This is a genomic window from Catellatospora sp. NPDC049111, assembly GCF_040648615.1.
In the GTDB taxonomy this organism is placed as follows: Bacteria; Actinomycetota; Actinomycetes; order Mycobacteriales; family Micromonosporaceae; genus Catellatospora; species Catellatospora aurea.
Genome location: NZ_JBEZEB010000006.1, coordinates 182,361 through 201,337, shown reverse-complemented (window position 1 = coordinate 201,337; position 18,977 = coordinate 182,361). Strand labels below are relative to the sequence as shown.

At 71.6% G+C, this 18,977-nt stretch carries 18 protein-coding genes; 10 read left to right on the top strand and 8 right to left on the bottom strand.

The window, feature by feature from the left end; all coding sequences use genetic code 11:
* Window positions 1-4: 4 nt before the first annotated feature.
* Window positions 5-1,078 (bottom strand): hypothetical protein, encoded by a 1,074-nt coding sequence (locus tag AB0B66_RS11515; RefSeq protein ID WP_360526745.1) that lies wholly within the window; start codon window positions 1,076-1,078, stop codon window positions 5-7.
* A gap of 279 nt (window positions 1,079-1,357) precedes the next feature.
* On the opposite strand from AB0B66_RS11515, the gene AB0B66_RS11510 reads away from it, so the two are divergent.
* Complete coding sequence (locus AB0B66_RS11510; protein ID WP_360526742.1) at window positions 1,358-2,164, top strand: hypothetical protein; 807 nt, start codon at window positions 1,358-1,360, stop codon at window positions 2,162-2,164.
* Between the two features lie 257 nt (window positions 2,165-2,421).
* On the opposite strand, the gene AB0B66_RS11505 is transcribed toward AB0B66_RS11510, so the two are convergent.
* Window positions 2,422-3,303 carry a phosphotransferase gene (locus AB0B66_RS11505; protein ID WP_360526739.1) on the bottom strand — a complete coding sequence of 294 codons (882 nt, stop codon included), beginning with the start codon at window positions 3,301-3,303 and terminating at the stop codon, window positions 2,422-2,424.
* A gap of 182 nt (window positions 3,304-3,485) precedes the next feature.
* A complete protein-coding gene (locus tag AB0B66_RS11500; protein ID WP_360526736.1) occupies window positions 3,486-3,707 on the bottom strand; it encodes a hypothetical protein in 222 nt (73 codons plus the stop codon).
* A 147-nt stretch (window positions 3,708-3,854) separates the two neighbouring features.
* On the opposite strand from AB0B66_RS11500, the gene AB0B66_RS11495 reads away from it, so the two are divergent.
* From AB0B66_RS11495 to AB0B66_RS11480, 4 genes are all read left to right on the top strand, one after another.
* Window positions 3,855-4,562: an SDR family oxidoreductase gene (locus AB0B66_RS11495; protein ID WP_360526733.1), complete on the top strand. Its 708-nt coding sequence runs from the start codon at window positions 3,855-3,857 to the stop codon at window positions 4,560-4,562.
* 64 nt (window positions 4,563-4,626) lie between these two features.
* Window positions 4,627-5,232: a TetR family transcriptional regulator gene (locus tag AB0B66_RS11490; protein ID WP_360526730.1), complete on the top strand. Its 606-nt coding sequence runs from the start codon at window positions 4,627-4,629 to the stop codon at window positions 5,230-5,232.
* A 39-nt stretch (window positions 5,233-5,271) separates the two neighbouring features.
* The gene (locus AB0B66_RS11485) at window positions 5,272-6,009 is read left to right on the top strand and encodes a methyltransferase domain-containing protein (RefSeq protein WP_360526727.1); all 738 of its coding nucleotides are present in this window, start codon (window positions 5,272-5,274) and stop codon (window positions 6,007-6,009) included.
* Window positions 6,010-6,046: 37 nt separating this feature from the next.
* Window positions 6,047-7,003, top strand: coding sequence for an MASE1 domain-containing protein (locus AB0B66_RS11480; protein ID WP_360526724.1), 957 nt, complete (start codon window positions 6,047-6,049; stop codon window positions 7,001-7,003).
* A gap of 14 nt (window positions 7,004-7,017) precedes the next feature.
* Here AB0B66_RS11480 and AB0B66_RS11475 read toward each other — a convergent pair whose 3' ends face one another.
* Entirely contained in the window at window positions 7,018-9,429 is a 2,412-nt protein-coding gene (locus AB0B66_RS11475; RefSeq protein ID WP_360526721.1) for an EAL domain-containing protein, read from the bottom strand.
* A gap of 113 nt (window positions 9,430-9,542) precedes the next feature.
* Window positions 9,543-10,751, bottom strand: a complete 1,209-nt coding sequence (locus tag AB0B66_RS11470; protein WP_360526718.1) for an amidohydrolase family protein — start codon at window positions 10,749-10,751, stop codon at window positions 9,543-9,545.
* 180 nt (window positions 10,752-10,931) lie between these two features.
* Between AB0B66_RS11470 and AB0B66_RS11465 the strand changes: the two genes are divergently transcribed.
* Window positions 10,932-11,345: a cupin domain-containing protein gene (locus tag AB0B66_RS11465; protein ID WP_360526715.1), complete on the top strand. Its 414-nt coding sequence runs from the start codon at window positions 10,932-10,934 to the stop codon at window positions 11,343-11,345.
* On the opposite strand, the gene AB0B66_RS11460 is transcribed toward AB0B66_RS11465, so the two are convergent.
* The gene (locus AB0B66_RS11460) at window positions 11,330-12,889 is read right to left on the bottom strand and encodes a glycoside hydrolase family 43 protein (RefSeq protein WP_360526712.1); all 1,560 of its coding nucleotides are present in this window, start codon (window positions 12,887-12,889) and stop codon (window positions 11,330-11,332) included. The two genes, AB0B66_RS11465 and AB0B66_RS11460, sit on opposite strands and share 16 nt — an antisense overlap.
* A 105-nt stretch (window positions 12,890-12,994) precedes the next feature.
* Here AB0B66_RS11460 and AB0B66_RS11455 point away from each other — a divergent pair, with 105 nt between their 5' ends.
* From AB0B66_RS11455 to AB0B66_RS11445, 3 genes are all read left to right on the top strand, one after another.
* Entirely contained in the window at window positions 12,995-14,152 is a 1,158-nt protein-coding gene (locus AB0B66_RS11455) for a GyrI-like domain-containing protein (protein ID WP_360526709.1), read from the top strand.
* A 76-nt stretch (window positions 14,153-14,228) separates the two neighbouring features.
* Window positions 14,229-14,729, top strand: a complete 501-nt coding sequence (locus tag AB0B66_RS11450) for a SigE family RNA polymerase sigma factor (protein ID WP_360526707.1) — start codon at window positions 14,229-14,231, stop codon at window positions 14,727-14,729.
* Entirely contained in the window at window positions 14,726-16,117 is a 1,392-nt protein-coding gene (locus tag AB0B66_RS11445) for a hypothetical protein (RefSeq protein ID WP_360526704.1), read from the top strand. The genes AB0B66_RS11450 and AB0B66_RS11445 overlap by 4 nt, the downstream gene beginning before the upstream one ends.
* Here AB0B66_RS11445 and AB0B66_RS11440 read toward each other — a convergent pair.
* Window positions 16,107-16,796, bottom strand: a complete 690-nt coding sequence (locus tag AB0B66_RS11440) for a type 1 glutamine amidotransferase domain-containing protein (protein ID WP_360526701.1) — start codon at window positions 16,794-16,796, stop codon at window positions 16,107-16,109. The genes AB0B66_RS11445 and AB0B66_RS11440 overlap by 11 nt on opposite strands.
* 44 nt (window positions 16,797-16,840) lie before the next feature.
* On the bottom strand, window positions 16,841-17,578 hold the full coding sequence (locus tag AB0B66_RS11435) for a tetratricopeptide repeat protein (protein WP_360526698.1): 738 nt from the start codon (window positions 17,576-17,578) through the stop codon (window positions 16,841-16,843).
* A gap of 153 nt (window positions 17,579-17,731) precedes the next feature.
* Between AB0B66_RS11435 and AB0B66_RS11430 the strand changes: the two genes are divergently transcribed.
* A complete protein-coding gene (locus AB0B66_RS11430; RefSeq protein WP_360526695.1) occupies window positions 17,732-18,943 on the top strand; it encodes a GNAT family N-acetyltransferase in 1,212 nt (403 codons plus the stop codon).
* Window positions 18,944-18,977: the final 34 nt, after the last annotated feature.

Genomic DNA, 18,977 nt, shown 5'->3' with positions numbered 1-18,977 from the left:
CGCGTCACCCGGCGAATGCGTGCCACGCGACGTCGAAGGCGCGCAGCGGAGCCAGATGTGCCCGGTGCCGGGCACTGAGGAACACGTGCGGGCCGCGACCGCCGCGGTCCACCTGCAGGACGAGTCCCTCACCGACGTGGAACTCCGTGTCGCGGCCCAGCAGCCACCCGCCGGTCGGCACGCACCGCAGGCCGCGGGTGAGAGCCTGCGCCTGGTCCTCGTCGACACCGCCGCTCGCATAGCAGGGCCCGGTGAACGAGGCCTCGCGCACGGCGAACATCATCAAGAACATGCTCAGCGGCAGCGGGTCGCGGACAGGTCCATCCGCCCAGCCGAGGTAGTAGACCGCAGGGTCGGCCGCGGTCGGATCGATGGTCAGCGTGAAGTCGCCCTGGTTCTCGGAGCCGAAGGCCACCGAGCCGTCGTCGAGCCTGCGCAACCCGGCCGGTGGAAAGACCCGGTCCTGGCGGCCGAGAAGTTCTTCGCGGCCGCCGACGGCCCGGTAGAACGCGGCCAGCGGTGTCGGCAGCGCGAGCGCGGGCGGCACGTGGTGTTCGGGGGCGGGTGCGTCGGCGTACCAGTCGGCGATGAACGCGCTGGTGGCGTCAATGGGAGCGTGGGGCAGCAGGTCGAGCCATTCGGTGCCAGGGGTGCGCGGCGCCGCCGACACGGGCCGGACCCGGTCGAGCACGTCGAACGGCAGCGGATGATCCAGCCCCAACTCGTACTCGGTCACGGCGCCCTCGTCGGGGTCGTAGCCACCCGCCTTATGCGTCAATGGGCCCAGCGGCAGGCAGCCGCCGGGCAGCCGGACGAAGCCGTGCACGGTCGGCTCGTCCCAGCGCTCGCGGAACGAGGCGAGCAGGAGCGCGTTCACCTCCTCGGGGAACGGGCCGGTGAGGAACAGCCGCCCGCGCTCGCGCACTGCGGTGCCGTCCGGCCGGTCGCCGGGCTCGACCACGGCCACGAGCCCCTCCGGGCCGACCGCGTAGGTCGCCTGTGGCGTGCGCTGGATCCGTGCCGGCTGCCCGGCCGAGGCGAGCGCGACGGCCTCCGAAACAAGTGCTCTCTCGTGCATGTCCGTCCTCGCTCATGCCTGATCACCGGACTGCGAACCTAGCGGAGCGGGGTGACGTTCTGCCCAGCGCGCGACAACGGATTGCGGTGGTCCGTCCTGGCGGTCGTCCTGGCCGTTCGGGCAGGTCAGCTAGGCCGAAGCGGTGACGCTGCGTCAGATCGAGGACAACTCGAAACCGGACAGTGTCGGTCCGATTACAGTCCGGGACGGCTTTGGATTTCCGTTGGTCTCAGGCGCTCTGGTGTGGAGAGCGCCTGCTCCTTTTTCGAGGTGGCACACGTGGTGGAGCAATCGCAACGCCCTGCGCCGGGTGCGCGCGGCGCGGCCCTGTCGGCGATCGCCACGGTCGTCAGCACGGTCGTGGCACTGCTGGAATTCCTGACCGACCTGGGCGCGCTGGCCATCGTGCTGCTCGGCGCGACCGCGCTCGTCTTCGCGGGCTGGGGACTGGCCCGCACCTGGACCAACCGGCAGGCGCTGCCCGCCGTCTTCCTGCTGCTCGCCGTCATCGCGGTATCCGCCGCCGTCGGCGCCGCGGGCGACCGCCTGCTGCGTCCCGAGCCGGCCGCTGTCACGGCCGCCGGGCAGACCGGGCCCGGCGGTGCGACCTCGGCGACCCCGGGCGCGCCGACGGGGGACCCGAGCCCGAGCGCCTCGCCGTCGGCGAGCACGCCGTCGCCGTCACCGACCGCGCCGTCCGCCCCGGGCGGCGAGCCGGCCGTCAAGCGGGCGGCCTCCGTGACGCTGCCCATCTACTACTCCATCGACCTCGACTCCGACGCGCCCAACTGGAACGTGGTCCGCGGCTCGGTGTCCGGCTGGGACCTGCGCGGGGCACTCGGCGTCGGCCCGTACGGCGTCGCCTCGAACCGTGACCTGACGTACGTCAGCGGGCAGCCGTCGCACCAGACCTGTGTGGCCGCCACCGCCCTGCAACGCGGCATCGAGCAGGAGAAGACCCGCGCCGGCACCGCGTTCTGCGTACGCACCAGCGAGGGGCGGTGGGCGTGGGTGAAGATCACGGGTGTGTCCGCGGACTCCGGGGACGTCAAGCTCGACGTGCACGTCTGGGAGGCGGCCTCCTGAGCCGCTCCGGGCGAGGCCGGCGCTCCGACCGCATACGTTCGCCGGGTTGGTCGGGCCGCCGCGGTGAGTGGGCGTCCACCACAGCGGAGGTAAGCGTGAAGCACGGCTCGACCCGGTGTTTGAGGGCGCTGGAAGTGTAGCCGTAGGCGTCCGCGTCGAGCAGCACCATGTCCTGGCCATCGATGTCCAGGCGGCGGAGGCTCGGAGGCAACGGCATGGCCATGTGTTCGAGCCGCTACTTCCAATACATGCCTTGGTCAGTCGACAAGGAACTCCCGCGCTGCGAGCAGGCCCATCTCATTCTCTCGTGCATCCTCGATGCCAGTCATGTCGCGGGTCGCGATGCGCCCCGCGAAGTAGTCGGCTTGAACTGCCCACCTGAACCGGTGGAATACATCCAGGCCTCGCTCGATCTCGTCCTCGCCGAGGGCGCCGGTCCGAACGTATGCCGCGAGCAGAGACTGCGCCTGCGCCTTCCCGCCTACGTACATGACTGCCGAGGCGAGGTCGTAAAGCAGCGGACCCGACATGGCGGCCGCCCAGTCGATCAATCCGACATCGCCGGTCGCGGGATCGACGAGGAACGCCTCAGGCGCCGGGTCGGTGTGCAACATGCCCCAGGTGAGCGACGGCGGGTCGAGCGCGTCGAACATCGCCAGGGCCTTCACGATACCGGGCTTCACCCAACCCGGGGCATGATCGAGGTGCGCGGCGTTCGGGTCGACCCAGTGAAACTGCTCTGCGCCGGCCACGCATATGTCCCGGACTGCCACGTGCACGCGCCCGAGAGTCTCCCCGATGACGCGCCGACCGCTCTCGTCATCGGGCGGCTCGGCACCCGGCACGTACTGCAGGAGCGCCACCGGCCCATCGGCGGTCTCGACCGCCAGCTGCCCGGAGGTCGTGGGGATCGGCGCACCCGCCGGGATACCAGCACGTTGGACGTGCGAGGCCACAGTGAGCCCGCCGACGAACTGGTTGCGGTTCCAGCCGGGGATGTGCTTGGCGACGTCGCGACGGCCGTCGTGGTCGACCCACCAGGTCGCGGAGTTCATACCACCGTTGTGCACCTCGACGCGGACGTCGGCGAGGCCCCAATGGTCAGCGAGCAAGCCGGACAACCTGTCGGAATCGATCATCCGGCGAGTCAATCAGATGCCTGTTCGGGCGGCGATCGATTAACCTGCTCGCATCCACCCGCACCCCATACGCGACGCGGTGACCGCAGCGTGGGACGCGGCGGCTTCCCACTGAGGCTATTTCAGCCCACTCAGGCCTTGAGTCACCGATCCCAAAGCCGGTGACGTATCAGGTCGCGGCCCTAGCCGTCGTCGACGGCCGACGCCGTCCGCAACTCCACCATGAGCTGTTCGGCGTCGAGGGTGTCGAGCACCTTCTCCAGCACCCGCGAGTCGTGGCGGCCGGTCGCCCGCGCCGAGAGCAGCGCCGACCGCTGCCGCTCGATCACCCGTAAGCGGAGTTCGCGGTACTGCCGGATCTTTCTGGCGGTCGCCAAGGCGTCGAGGTCCACGCGGTTCCGCACAGTTCCCCGCCCGGTTCCGCCGACTGGATGTCGCTCACCGAGGGAGCGCGCTATGGTAGTAACCAACTAGTTAGATACTCGCTCGGTCGACGGGCAAGGACCCGTCTACCGGGACAGCGCGGGTGAAAAGGGATTAGGAAGCACATCATGACCATCACGCTGATCACCGGGGCCAACAAGGGACTCGGTTTCGAGACCGCCCGCCGGCTCGTGGACGCCGGACACATCGTGTACGTCGGCGCCCGAGACCCGGAGCGGGGCCGTCAGGCCGCCGAGCGGCTCGGCGCTCGCTTCATCCAGCTCGACGTCACCGACGACGCCTCGGTGGCCGCCGCCGTCAAGACCGTCGAGGCCGACGGCGGCCTCGACGTCCTGATCAACAACGCGGGCATCGAGCCGCGGACCGCCGGCGGCGGCTTCGTGCCGCCGGCCGAGGTGACCGCCGACTCCGTACGCGCCGTCTTCGAGACGAACGTGTTCGGCCAGGTGCGGATGCTGCACGCGTTCCTGCCGGTGCTGCAGCGCTCCGCCGCCCCGGTCGTCGTCAACGTCGGCAGCGGCACGTCGCTGATGCGCGAGCTGGCCAACCCGGACTCCCCGTCGCACTTCTATCCCGACATCGCCTACCCGGCCTCGAAGGCCGCGGTGAACATGCTCACGGTGCAGTACGCCAAGGCGTACCCGGGCGTCAGGATCAACGCCGTGGACCCGGGTTTCACCGCCACCGACCTGAACCACCACGCCGGCACCCAGACCGTCGAGGAGGGAGCCGAGGCCATCGTCCGCATGGCCCAGCTCGGCCCCGACGGACCCACCGGCGGGTTCTTCGACAAGGACGGCGTGATTCCCTGGTGATCCGGCAGGGCCCGGTGACCGTACGGCCGCCGGGCCGGCCCGCCCTTCGACGAGGAAGCATCACATGACCACACCCATGCCGCGGGCCCGCGACGCCCAGGCCACCAAGGCGCTGCTGCTCGAAGCCGCCACGGACGAGTTCGCCGAGTGCGGGCTGGCCGGTGCGCGCATCGACCGTGTCGCCGAGCGCGCCGGAGCCAACAAACGCCTGCTGTACGTCTACTTCGGAGACAAGAACGACCTGTTCGACGCCGTCCTGGCTGAGCAGACCCGGGCCGTGGTCGCGGCCGCGTCCCTGGACGACGGGGACCTGTGCGCCTTCGCCGCCGCGCGCTTCGACTACATGCTCGCCAACCCCCGGGCACGCCGTCTCGCCACCTGGCGCGTCCTGGAACGCTCCGAACCGACCGCACTGGAACGCGAAGCCTTCCAGGCCCGCGTCGACGCCGTCGCCTCAGCACAGCGCGCCGGACGGCTCCGCGACGACATCGCCGCCGTCGACCTGTTCGCCATCGTGCTGCGCATGACGGAGGGCTGGCTCAGCGCCTCGCCGGGTCTGCTCGCCACCGCCGGCGACGACCCGATGTCGCCCGGCCGGCTCGCCGAGCACCGTGCGGCACTGCTCGCGGCGGTCCGCAGGGTGAGCGAACCGGCACCCGGCCAGGGCTGAACACCGATCCCTGCCGGTGATGATGGTAGGAAGACACGCATGAACGATCCTTACCGGACTCTCGGCGCAGGTTATGCCGAGCGCCGCCGCCCGGACCCGCGCGTGGCCGCGATCATCGAAGCAGCGCTGGGCGATGCCCATACGGTCGTCAACGTCGGGGCGGGCGCGGGTTCCTACGAACCGGCCGACCGCAGCGTACTGGCCGTGGAGCCGTCGCCGGTGATGATCGCGCAACGGCCGCCGGGCAGCGCGCCCGTGGTGCGCGCCGTCGCCGAGCGGCTTCCGTTCGCCGACAAGCGCTTCGACGTCGGCCTGGCCATCCTCACCGTGCACCACTGGACCGACCCGGCACGCGGGCTGGCCGAGCTGCGCCGGGTCTCGCACCGCCAGGTGGTGCTCACCTGGGATCACACGGTCATGTCCCGGTTCTGGTTGATCGCCGACTACCTGCCCGAGATCGCCGAGGCCGAGCGGGAGCTGCCCGAGCACGACTTCATCGCCCGGCACCTGGCTCCCGCGCGGGTGGCGGATGTGCCGGTGCCGCACGACTGCAGCGACGGTTTCCTGGCGGCGTACTGGGACCGGCCGCACGCCTACCTCGACCCGGCGGTGCGGGCCTCGATCTCCTCGCTGGCCAGGCTGGACCCGGCCCGGGTCGCCGAGGCGACGCAGCGGCTGCGGGCCGACCTGGACGGCGGGCGATGGCAGGAGCGCCACGGTCGCGCGGGCGCAGGCGCAGCCGACGTCGGCTACCGGCTGGTGACATCGCCCCGGTAGCGTCACGGCGCGCTTACCATCACCCTATGGGGACCCGATGACGGCGATGGCGCGTGACCAGGGCAGACGCCGACGGCTGCCGCCCAGCGTCAACGCCGCCCTGCGGATCCTCGCCGTGGCGGCCGCCTACTACGTCGCCGCCAGGATCGGTCTGCTGCAGGAACTCGTCCGGGGCCAGGTCACGCCGCTGTGGCCGCCGACCGGCGTCGCGCTGGTCTGCCTGCTCCTACTGGGCGGGCGGGTGTGGCCGGGGATCGCGCTGGGGGCGTTCCTGGTCAACGCGCCGATCGGCCCGTCGGCGGTCGCCATCGTCGCGATCACGACGGGCAACACGCTGGCCCCGCTCTGCGCGTACTGGATGCTGCGCCGCGTGGGGTTCCGGGTCGAGTTGGACCGGCTGCGCGACGGCCTCGCGCTGGTGCTGCTCGGCGCGCTGGCGGGCATGCTGGTCAGCGCGACGATCGGCACCGCGGCGCTGCGAGCGGCCGGCGCGATCGAGGCGGACGGCTTCTGGGCAGTGTGGTCGGTGTGGTGGACGGGAGACGCGATGGGCGTGCTCGTCGTCGCGCCGGTGCTGCTCGTCCTGCGTACGGCCCGACGGCCCCGGGATGTCCCGGTGCGGCGCTGCGTCGAGGCCGGGGCACTGGTGATCAGCGCGCTGGCCGTGACGGTGACGGTGACCCGCCTACCGGTGAATCTGCTGTTCCTGGTGTTCCCCTTCCTGATCTGGGCCGCGGTGCGCTTCCAACTGGGCGGCGCCGCGTTCTGCGTGCTGGGCGTGTCGGGGCTGGCGATCCACGCCGCGGCCGTCGGGGCAGGACCGTTCGCCGGCCAGGACCTGCTCGTCAAAATGATCACTCTGCAGGCGTTCAACGGCTCGGCGGCCCTGACCGGGCTGCTGCTCGCCGCGCTGACCACGGAGCGGAATCTTGCCTTCCAGCTCTTGGAACGCGCGGCCCGGCAGCTCTCGGACGTGGCCACCGAACTCGACTGAGCCGTAGGGCCTGTTCAGCGGAGGGCTCTGCCGCCGATGCCGGGCCCGGGCGAGACGGCCGAGTCCGCGCCCGGTGCGCGCAGGCCGTGGTCGAGCAGGATCTGCCGGGGCTGCGCGACGTCGGGCGCGCCCGACGTCGACGGTCCGAAGAGGTAGCCCTGCGCCAGTTCGCAGTCGAGCGTCTTCAGGATGTCCAGCTGCTCGGGAGTCTCCACGCCTTCCGCGATGGTGACCAGGCCGAGCGCCCGGCCCAACCTGATCACGGCGGTGACGATCTCGCGGTCGGTGGGATCGGGGACGAGCCCTGACACGAACGACCGATCGATCTTGATGAAGCTCACCGGAAGGCGCTTGAGGTACAGCAACGACGAGTAGCCCGTGCCGAAGTCGTCGATGCCGAGCCGGACCCCCATGTCGCGGATGCGCTCCAGCATCCGCAGCGCGCTGACGTCGGCCTCCATCAGGGCGCTCTCGGTCAGCTCCAGCGACAGGCACCGGGGCGGGATGCCCGACTCCGCGAGGGCCTGGGCCACGGTGTCGGCCAGGTCCGGCCGGGCCACCTGCCGAGCCGACACGTTGACCGTGACGCCGAGCCGGTCGCAGCCCTTGTCGTCGCCTCGCCACGCGGAGAGCCGGCGGCATGCCTCCTGCAGCACCCAGGCGCCGATCGGCGCGATCAGGCCGCTGTCCTCGGCGATCTCGATGAAGGCACCGGGCATCAGCAGGCCCAGTTGCGGATGGTTCAGGCGCACCAGTGCCTCGACCGCCACGACGTGATGGGTCGCCACGTCGACGATGGGCTCGAACTGGAGCATGAAATGACCGTCGCGCAGCCCCTGCCGCAGCGCCTCCTCGACGCGCGCGCGGTCGATGACGTACTTGCCGAGCGACTCGTCGTAGACCCGGCACCCGCTTCTCCCGCCCGCCTTGGCCTGGCACAGGGCGATGTTGGCGTTGCGCACCAGGCGGTCCGCGTCGAGGTCGTCGGACGGGCCGAAGGCGACTCCGGTGCTGATGGAGATCACCAGTTCGCGCCGCCCGCCGACGATGATCGGCGCCGACACGGCGTCCGCGACCCGCTTGGCCAGGTCGAGCAGGTGGGGCTGGTCGGGCGTCGCCGGGCAGAGAACGGCGAAATCGTCGCTCCCGACGCGAGCCACCGTGTCCGACGGGCCGACGCTTGCCCGCAGACGTTCGGCGACCTCGCGAAGAACCTCGTCCCCGACGGTCTGGCCAAGACTGTCGTTGACCATCGCGAAGCCGTCGAGATCCATGTGCAACAACCCGATCAGGCCGGTGCGGGGATGCCCGCGCTCCAGTTCCTGCTGCAGCCGGGCCATCAGCGAGGCGCGATTCGGCAGCCCGGTGAGCGGGTCGTGCAGTGCCTGCTGGGCGAGCCGCTCCTCGGCCGCCCGGCGCGCGGTGACGTCCTGGATCTGGGTCAGGTAGTAGAGCAGTTCGCCGTTGTCCCGATGCACCGCGGAAACGGACATACGAGCCCAGACAACGCGATCACCGGGCGCCAGGAAGCGGACCTCGTCGTGGCTGGAGTAACTCTGACCTGCTCGCATGTCGGTCGTCGTCTGCAGGATCGCCTCAACGTCGCCGGGGTGGGCGACGTCGGCGACGCTCTGCTTCAGCAGTTCGGCCTCCGGCAGGCCCAGGGACTCGCCAAGCGCCCGGTTCACCTGGAGGAACCGGCCCTCCAGGCTCACCAGGCACATGCCGATCGGTGCGTTGTCGAAGGCGAGGCGGAACCGCTCCCGCGCCTCGTGCAGCTCGGCCTCGGCGATCAGGCGGTCGGTGATGTCCTGCCCGGTGGCTATGACATAGAGGTTTCCGGTCAGCCGGTCGACCACGGTGGCGTTCGACCACGCGATGTGGTGATGCCTGCCGTCCCGTCCGGCCCAGGTGCACACGAAGCTTCTGGGCAGGGCCGACTCCGGCGGAGACACCAGGGGTTCGCCGAATGCCGGAGACACCCGGCCCTTCTCCGCCGGGAGCAGGAACAGCTCCGAGACCCGCCGTCCGGTGACCTCGTCGCAGGTGTAGCCGGTCGTCGATTCGCAAGCCCGGTTGAACTGGATGACGCGTCCGTCCTGGTCGAGGATGACGACCAGGATGTGGCTGCCGGCGATCTCCAGGACCGAGTCCACCAGGTCGCGTTCGGCGGCGATCGTGTCGCGGACCCGTCGCTGTTCCCGTGCCCTGGCCCGGACGTGCTGCGTCACGGCGTTGAGTGAGGCGGCGAGTTCGCCGAGCTCGCTGCCGGACGTGATCTCGACGGCGGTGGGCAGCCCGAACGCCTGGCCGGGATAGTCCTGCATGCTCGTTCGTGCGGGCTCGGCGAGAGCGCGTTCCGTCGGTGTCGCGGCTGTGCCGGTCAGCCGTTGGAGCGCCTTCACGATCGACCTGTGCACGCTCATGTCCGGGCGCACCCCTGGATTAGCGCCTGATCACGTCTCAGCAGTCTCGGACCGGCCCGGTCCGGATAAACCCCCCAAATTACGATACACCAGATCTATCGGGTGCAGAGGGCTCAAAGATCAGGCAGTCTGACCCCGCGGACGTACACGGCGAGCAGCCGGTGGATCGCCGCCGGCTCGGCGACCGGGTCGCCCGACACGGCCAGGATGTCCGCGTCGTAACCGGCGGCGATCCGCCCTTTGCGGTGGCCCAGCCCGACCACCTCGGCCGCCCGTGCCGTGACCGCGTGCAGTGCCTCCGCGCCGTCCATGCCCAGCGGCGCGAGCTGGGGCACCGCATGACGCAGCACGAAGTGCGGCTTCACGGGGGCGATGCCCGCGTCGGTGCCGATCACGATCCGCGCGCCCGCGGCCCGCATCCGGGCCGCGTTGGCGGTGAACCGCGGCATCCGGGTGGCGATGCTCGGCGGCACCGGGTGGCCGTCCACGGGCCGGGTGCCGAACGTGAGGCTCAGCGCGATGCCGCGGGACACGATCGTGTCCAGCAGCCCGTCGGGGATGTCGTCGACGGAGCCGGCGTTGATGAAGGTGGCGTGTTCGAGGCTGTCGACGCCGGCCTCGGCCGCCGCGACGATCGACGACGTGCCGTGGGCGTGCGCCGCGACCCGCAGCCCGAGCCCGTGCGCCTGCTCGACCACCGCCCGCAACTCGTGCACGGAGTACTGCGCCAGCTCCGGGCGGCTGCCCGGGGTGATGTTGCCGCCGCTCGCCATGATCTTGATGACGTCGACCCCGCGTTCGGCGCGAGCCCGGACCGCGGCGCGCAGGTCCGCGACACCGGCGGCGCAGTCACCGAGGAAGTGGCAGTGCCCGCCGGGTGTCGTGATCGGCACGCCCGCGGCCACGACCTCGGGCAGCGTATGGTCGCCGGCGCGAGCCGCCGCGCGTACCCGTAGCGCCAGGTAGCCACGGTCGCCGAGGTCGCGCACGGTGGTGACGCCGCCGGCCGCGGCCGCGCGGGCCGCCGTGCACATCGCCTCGTAGGCCGCCGTGTCGTCGCGCTCGCCCAGCCGGGCGATCGGGTCGGCGCTGGCGTCGAACGCCAGGTGCAGGTGGGTGTCGACGAGGCCGGGCAGCAGCGTGGCCTCGGGCAGGTCGACCACGTCCGCGCCCTCGGGCAGACCCGCCGGTCCTTGCGCGACCGACACGATCCGGCCGCCGTCGACGACCACGGACGGGTCGTCGAGCAGGGCACCGCCGTCGAACAGGCGCCGTGCGCGCAGAACGAGCAGGTTCGGGCGGGGGTGCGTCTGCGTGGTCATCACGTCAGGATCCCGTGTCACGCCGGACCGTGCCAGACCGGCCGCCCCACCCGAGTGAACGGTTCCGAGCACGGGACCTGCCGCCCTTTGCGAGGATGGGTTCGACCGGCGTACCGGCAGGGACCGGTGCCGGACCAGCTCAGCGGCCATCGCTGGCACCGTGCGAAGAGGTGAACCGACATGGACCCCGCGGACAACCGGAGCACCTCCGTGCTCACCATGCTCAACCAGCGGCTGCTCGACAGCACCCCGCAGCCGGTCGATGTGATGACCCTGCTGGTCGAGATCCCGCCCGGCGGCAAGGGACTGCCGCCGCACAAGCACTCCGGCCCGATCTTCGGATACATGATCGAAGGCGAGATGCTCTTCGAACTCGAAGGCGAGCCCGAACGGGTCATCCGGGCGGGCGAGGCGTTCTTCGAGCCGGGCGGCGACGTCATCCACTACCAGGACGGCAACAACCTGCCCGACGCGACCAGCCGCTTCGTCGTCATCATGCACTGCGTGCCGGGCCAGCCGATGCTGACCTATGTCGACGACGACGAGCTGGAACGCCGCCGCGACCGGCGCGCCCCGCGTCAGAGCGGTTCGTAGTCGAACCAGTCGAACGCGACCTCGCCGGCTGCGGCGTACAGGCCGATGACCCGGCCGGTGAAGCCGCCCGCCACCTCGGTCGACAGGTAGCGCCCGTCGAGTTCGGCGAGCACGTCGAACGTGCCGTTGGCGGCTTCCACCCCGAGGCGGAGCAGGTCGGGCTCCATCCGGGGATGCCAGTTTTCGGGTGAGGCGGCGGCGACGTCGATCCGCAACCGGACCGGCCCGTCCGGCACGGCCCGGGTCGCGACCGTCGAGAGCAGCGACGACGCACGCGCCAGCACCCGCACCTGGCCGTCGCCCGCCTCGATCTCGTAGTGGTGGGCCTCGTCGATCCGCACCGCGAGCCCGCCGCGCCCCGCGGTGGCGTCGACCAGCGTCCGCGCCCGGCAGCACTGGTGCTGCTGGCGGCGGCCCACGAACGTCACGTCGGGTGAGTCGAGGCCCGCGCCGCGCGCCCGCAGGGTGATCCAGCCGGGGCGGTCGGCCGACCGGAACTCCTCCGGCCGGGACCGTACCCAGATCCACCGCGGGTGCAGCGCGTCGCCGTCGAAATCGTCACGGACCGGCGGGGCGGGCAGCGGGTGCGCCGGCCACGGCGGAGCGGCCATGACGGGGGCGAGCTCGCCGACCACCGGCCAGCCGTCGACCCAGGCCACCGGGGCCAGGAAGGTCTCCCGGCCGAGCACGTGCCAGCCCGGGGTGCCGCCCTGTGGCCGGACCGCGAGCAGCACCATCCACCACGATCCGTCGGGCGCCTGCACGAGGTCGGCGTGCCCGGTGTTCTGGATCGGACGGTTCGTTCCCCGGTGGGTCAGGATCGGGTTGTCCGGGCACGGCTCGAACGGCCCGTCGGGGGCCGGCCCGCGGGATATGGACACGGCGTGCCCGCGTTCGGTCCCGCCCTCGGCGATCATCAGGTACCAGAACCCGCCGATCCGGTACAGGTGCGGGGCCTCCGGGGCCTGCGCGCCGGGCTCGCCGGACCACAGCCGCCGCGGCTCGCCGACGGCTTGGCCGGTGTCGGGGTCGATGCGCACCTGCTGGATCCCGGCGACCGTGCACCAGCAGCGGTCCTGCTCGTCCCAGGCGAGGTCCGGGTCGATGCCGCCGACGTCGGGCAGCCGGACCGGATCGGACCACGGCCCGGCGGGGTCCGTCGCGGTGAGGAGCATGTTGCCGCCGCCGGGGGCGACGTTGGTGGTGATCAGCCAGAAGCGGCCGTCGTGGTGGCGCAGGGTGGGGGCGTACACGCCGGCCGACGACGGCATGCCGGGCGGCAGGACGAGCTGGCTCGGCCGGTCCAGCGCGTTGCCGATCTGCTCCCAGTGCACCAGGTCCCGGCTGTGGAAGACCGGCACCCCGGGGAAGTACTCGAAGCTGGAGCAGGCCAGGTAGTAGTCCTCGCCGACCCGGCACACGCTCGGATCCGGGTGGAACCCGGGGATCACCGGGTTGGCGAAAGCCCCGCCGGTCCAGCCGTGCGCGTCGGAGCCGGTGGTGCCGTCGTGATGGCGGGGGAGCGGCGATTCGAGATCGGACACCCGGCAATGCTATGGCCGCGTCCCGATGCGCGCCCGCTGCTCGGGACAGGCCGGTGCTGAGTGCGCCCCCACGGCTGCCGATTATTCTAGCGCTAGAATAATCGGGTGGACCCGACACTGACCGACGCCGAGCTGACCGTCCTCGGGCTGCTCCTGGAACAGCCACGCCATGGGTACGAGCTGGAACGGGTCATCGAGGAACGAGGTGTGCGGACCTGGACCGCGCTGGGCTTCTCGTCGATCTACTACCTGCTCGACAAGCTCGCCGGCCGTGGTCTGATCGAGGCGTCGGCGACCGAGCGGCGCTCGGCGAAGTCGCGCGCGACCTACCGGGTGACGGCAGCGGGCCGTGACCTGTGCGCGGCCGCCACCAGGGACGCGCTGGCGTCGCTGACGCCGGTGCGCTCCCGGGTCCTGATCGGCATGGCGAACAGCCCCGGCCTGCCGGAAGAGGACGTGGCCGCAGGGCTGACCCGGCGGCTGGCGGCGCTGCGGGACCAGCTGGCAGAGGTCCGTGCCGCTCGGGCGCACCAGGAGCCGCTGCCCGGTGCCGCTTCGGCGATCTTCGACTACTGCGAGGCGATGCTCCGGGCCGACGTCGGCTGGACCGAGGCCACGCTCGCGACACTGACCAAGGAGACCGCGATGGACAAGTACGACGTCAAGAAGGCACGCCGCGAGCTGTACGCCCCGCCCGCGAAGGACTTCGTCGTCGTGGACGTGCCCGAGCTGAAATACCTCGCGGTCGACGGCCACGGCGACCCGAACACCTCCCCGGCGTACGCCCAGGCCGTCGAGGCCCTGTTCACGACGGCGTACACGCTGAAGTTCGCGAGCAAGAAGGCCCTCGACCGCGACTTCGTGGTGGGGCCGCTGGAAGGGTTGTGGCGTGCCGACGACCCGCAGTCCTTCGTGACCCGTGACAAGCAGGCCTGGTCGTGGATGATGCTGATCAACCAGCCAGACTGGATCACCGAGGACATGGTCCGCGCCGCGCTCGCCGAGGCCGCGAAGAAGAAGGACAACCCGGCGCTGGCGGGTGTACGGCTGATCAGCCTCACCGAGGGGAAGAGCGTGCAGATCCTGCACATCGGCTCCTACGACGACGAAGCACCGACCCTGGACCGCCTGCACCACCGCTACCTGCCCGACAACGGGCTGACCTTCAACGGCGACCATCACGAGATCTACCTCAGCGACGCCCGGCGCACGGAACCGGCCAAGCTCAAGACGATCCTCCGGCAGCCCGTCAAACCGGCCTGACCGAGAATTCGACGACCGGACGGCACAACCGTCCGGCGAGCTGCTCCGGTCAGGGGGTACGGACGAGAGGGGTCACATGCGGGCCGACGACGAACACGCCTTCACCGAGTTCGCGCAAGCACGGGTGCTGGAGCTGCGCCGGACGGCATACCGGCTGTGCGGGAACTGGGACGAGGCGCACGACCTGACCCAGTCCGCCCTGATCCGGCTCTACCGGCACTGGACACGGGTCGCACAGGCCGACTCGCCGGACGCCTACGTGCGCCGCATGCTCGTCAACATTTTCCTCGACCAGCGGCAGACATGGTGGGCGCGACGGGTCAGGCCGTTTCCCGAACCACCGGACGTCCCCGCACCGGCCGCGGACGTCGCCGACCGCCTCGACCTGATGGCGGCGCTGGCCAGGCTCGCCCCCGGCCAGCGCGCCGTGATCGTGCTGCGCTACTGGGAGGGCATGGACGTCGCGGAGACCGCCCGGACGCTGGGCTGCTCGCCGGGCACGGTCAAGAGCCAGACGTCGTACGCCATCACCGCCCTGCGGCGGCTGCTGCCCAACTATGTAGGAGACCGAGCGTGAACGACCAGCAGATCGCGGCCCTGCTGGCCGCGGCCCCGCAGGAACCTGAGCCGCCGCTGCCGCCCGGCCTGCTGGAGGGCCTGGTGCCGGCCGCCCGGCGCGACGTCCGGCGGCGACGCGCCACGGCCGCGCTGTGCGCGGTGGTGGCCCTGCTGCTGGGCACCGGAGCGCTGCTCATCCCCGCGGGCAACCGCGACGCGGTCCCCGCGCGGCCGTCGCCTGGCAAGGCGGCCGGCCTGCCCGACCGGATCGCCGGATACTCGCCGCTGACCGGTTCGGTGAGCGCGGCCCCGCCGGGACGGGCGCTGCTGCTGTACGGGTACGGCAACAGCGAGATGCTGCGCACCTACCAGACGCTCGTGCTGGGCGCCGACGCCGACGTGTACCGGCAGCTCGACGCCGTGCCCGAGCGCACCAAGCCGTGGCTGCTGTCCCCGGACGGGCGCACGATCGTGCTGTCCGAATCCGACCGCGAGGTGGCCGCGGTGCGCGTCGTGGACCTGGAGACGGGGCAGACCCGGCAGGTGCCGGTGCCGCGCCCCGGCGGGGTCGTCCCGCTGGCGCTGTCCCCGGACGGCAACATCCTGGCGTATTCGGTCGTCGACCTGGGGCCCGTCGCGGAGGAGGCGGCTCGTGACGCCGGCAACTACGTCGCGTGGTACGCCACCGGGCACGGCGAGCTGATGCTGCTGGACCTGCGTACCGGGCAGGCCACCGGGACCGGCGTCGTGCCGGTGTCGGCCGCCGCGTTCGCGCCCGACGGGCAGCGGCTGGTGGTGCAGTCCGAGCTGCGGACCTGGCTGATCGGGCTGGACGGGCAGCGGCAGCGGGAGGTGATGGTGCCGCAGGGTTACGGGATCACCGTGCACAACGCCTGGTCGCCGTCGGGGCTGCTGCTGGCCGTGGTGCCATGGCGGTCCGAGGGCGTCGACAGCCAGCGCGTCTACATCTTCGACTCCGGGACGCCGGGTGCGGTGCGCACCGTCAGTATCGCCGAGCCGTCCGCCCTGCGTGGCACCGCCGATACGGAGACGTTCCTGGGCTGGCTGTCCGACACCGAGGTGCTGGGCCATGCCTGGGACTACGGCTCGGACACCGGCGCGCTGTCGGCGGTGCCCCTCGACGGGAGCCCGGCCCGGGTGCTGAGCCGGTTCGACGACTCCTACCGGTGCGAGTTCGGCACGCAGCGCTGCGTGCCGTACGAGATCTCGGTCGCCGCGGGCCTGCTGCCCGGACTGGGCACGCGTACGGCCGAGTCGGCCGACCGCGGACCGTGGCCCGTCGGCTTCCAGATCGCGGCGCTCGCGACGGTCGCCGTCCTGGCCGCGGTGGTCTGGCTGGTGCGACGCCGGGTCCGGCGCAGGCGGGCCGGTGAGGCTATTTCGTGAGCTTCTCGACCATGGAGATCAGCTGGTCGGCGGCCGGGCCCGAGGACGCCGGGTTCTGGCCGGTGATGAGCCGGCCGTCGGTCACCACGTACGGCTGCCAGTCGTCGGCCTTGCTGAAGTGGGCTCCCTTGGCGACGAGTTCGTCCTCGACGAGGAACGGCACCACCTTCGTCAGGCCCACCGCTTCTTCCTCGGTGTCGGTGAAGCCGGTGACCTTCCGGCCGGCGACCAGGGGAGTGCCCTCGGGCGTCGTGACGTGGCGCAGCGCGCCCGGGGCATGGCACACCAGCGCGATCGCCTTGCCCGACCGGACCACCTGCTCGATCAGCGCGATCGAGACGGGATCCTCGGCCAGGTCCCACATCGGGCCGTGCCCGCCCGGGTAGAACACGGTGTCGAAGTCGTCGGCGGACACCGAGTCCAGGCGCAGCGTGGTGTCGAGCTGGGCTTCGGCGGCCGCGTCGGCCTCGAACCGGCGGGTCAGGTCGGTCCGGAACTCCGGCTCGTTGCTCTTGGGGTCCAGCGGCGGCCGCCCGCCCAGCGGCGACGCCAGCGTGACGTCCCATCCGGCATCCCGGAAGCGGTAATAGGGCGCGGCCAGTTCCTCGAGCCAGAAGCCCGTCTTGCGGCCGGTGTCACCAAGTTGATCATGTGAGGTAATCACCATCAGGACCTTCATCCACCCCACCTCCCTACGAGGTGTAATCGTATGACGTCGGTGGGTTACGTGTAGGAGGTCCCGCCGTCATCGAACGCCTCACGCGGGTCGAGCGCCTGACCCTGCGCGTACCGCTCGGCGAAAACCGCCGGGCCCAGCCTCTCGATCGCGGCCTCCCGTGCCTTGGCCAGATCGGCCGCGTCGTCAGGGTCGGGGACCTGCCCGAGCGCGGCGAACGCCGCGTCCGTGACGCCCACCAGGAGCGCCGCCCGCGTGTTATCACCCTCGGCGGAGGCGAGCGCGACACCGGCCACGCACACGTACGGCACGAAATCGGCCCAGCCTTGCTGGAACACCCGCTCCCGACCCGCCGCGAACAGCGCCCTGGCCGTATCGAGGTTGCCGAGTCCGAGCTCGCAGAACGCGAGGTTGTGGTACTCCGAGTTGACGACCTCGGGGCGGCCCAAGGCCTCGTTGAGCGCGATGTTCTCCCGGTACAGGTCCCGGGCGCGGGCCAGGTCGCCCGACATCCGGGCCACCGCCGCCAGCACATGCCGGGGCCGCTCCTCCAGGGCGCGGTCCCCGGAGCGTTGCGCCACCGCGAGCGCCTCCCGGGCCCGGACCTCGCCGCCCGGCAGATCGCCGCCGCGGATGGCGACTCGGGCCAGGGCATACCTGGCCTCCACCTCGCCGGCCAGGTCCCCGGCCGCCTGCGCCCTGACGATCTCGGCCTGGCTCATGCGCACCACGGCATCGGTCTCACCGCGCCGGAAGGCCGCGCGCACCTCGTCGCTGAAGCTCATTCGGGTGGTCGCCCTCCATGTGTCGTATTCGTCGACCATATGCGGCCTCCGCCTTGCCCGGCCGTAATTCGCTTGCCTGGCCACGGGCCGACGCTGCACTGTGGCGCGGCGCCACGAGTCGTGGTCCCGGTACGTCGAGGAGGCAGCGGCCGCATGGAGATCCGTCCTACCACCGACCAGGACCTCGAGGTCTTCGTCGGCACCATGCACGCCGCGTTCGGCCGCTTCCCCGAGACCCCGACCGAGGGCGGCGGGCTGTGGTGGTCGGCTCTCGAAATGGACCGCAACCTGCTCGCCGTGACAGCGGACGGGCGGCCCGCCGGCACCGCCGGCGCGTACACCTTCGAGCTGACCCTGCCCGGCGGGCACATCGCCCCGGCCGCCGGGGTGAGCTTCGTCGGCGTCCTGCCCACACACCGACGCCAGGGCGTGCTCAGCGCGATGATGCGCCACCAGCTCGCCGACCTGCGTGCCCGCGGCGAGTTCCTCGCCGTGCTGCTGGCCTCCGAAGCCCCGATTTACGGCCGCTTCGGCTACGGACCGGCGACCTACACGAAACGGCTGACCGTACAACGCCACCAGGCCGCCCTCGTCCCGCCCCGCGCCCCCGCCACCCCGCCGGCCGGCTCCATCGAGCTGCTGCGCAGCGCCGACTGTGCCGAGATCCTGGAACAGATCTATGACCGGTACCGCCGCACGCTGCCCGGCGCGCTGTCCCGGCCCAGCCGCTGGTGGGCGTTGCGCGCGGGGCAGCCCCCGATCGCCGCTACGCCGCGTTACGTCGCCGTGCACCACGATGCGGACGGCGTGCCGGACGGGTACGCCAGCTACGCCCTCGGCGAGGCCGGCGTTCTGACGGTCGACGAGATCATCGCCACCGACGACGCCGTCGTCACGGCCCTGGCCCGGTTCGCGATCGGACACGACCTGGTGACCAAGGCCGTGTTCAAGCACTTCCCGCCCGAGCACCCGCTGCGCTGGCAGCTCGCGGACTTCCGTGCCGTCGAGGTCGTCAGCGACACCGACTGGCTCTGGGTGCGGCTGCTGGACGTCCCGCGGGCGCTGACCGCGCGCGGCTGGGTCACGGACGGTGAGCTCGTCCTCGACGTCGACGACCCGTTCCTCGGCGAGCACGGCCGCTACCTGCTGACCGTCCGGGACGGCAAGGCCGACTGCGTCCCGACGGACCGGACGCCGGACCTGTCCCTGGACGTACGCGACCTGGGCTCGGTCTATCTCGGTGGCACCGCGCCGAGCACGCTCGTGCGGGCAGGACATGTCCAGGCCCATCGACCGGGCGTGGCCGCGCTCGCCGACGACCTCTTCCGCGCCGAGCGCACCCCGCACTGCCTGCACTGGTTCTGAGCGCGCTCGGCGACCGCGCACCCGCGGTCACCTC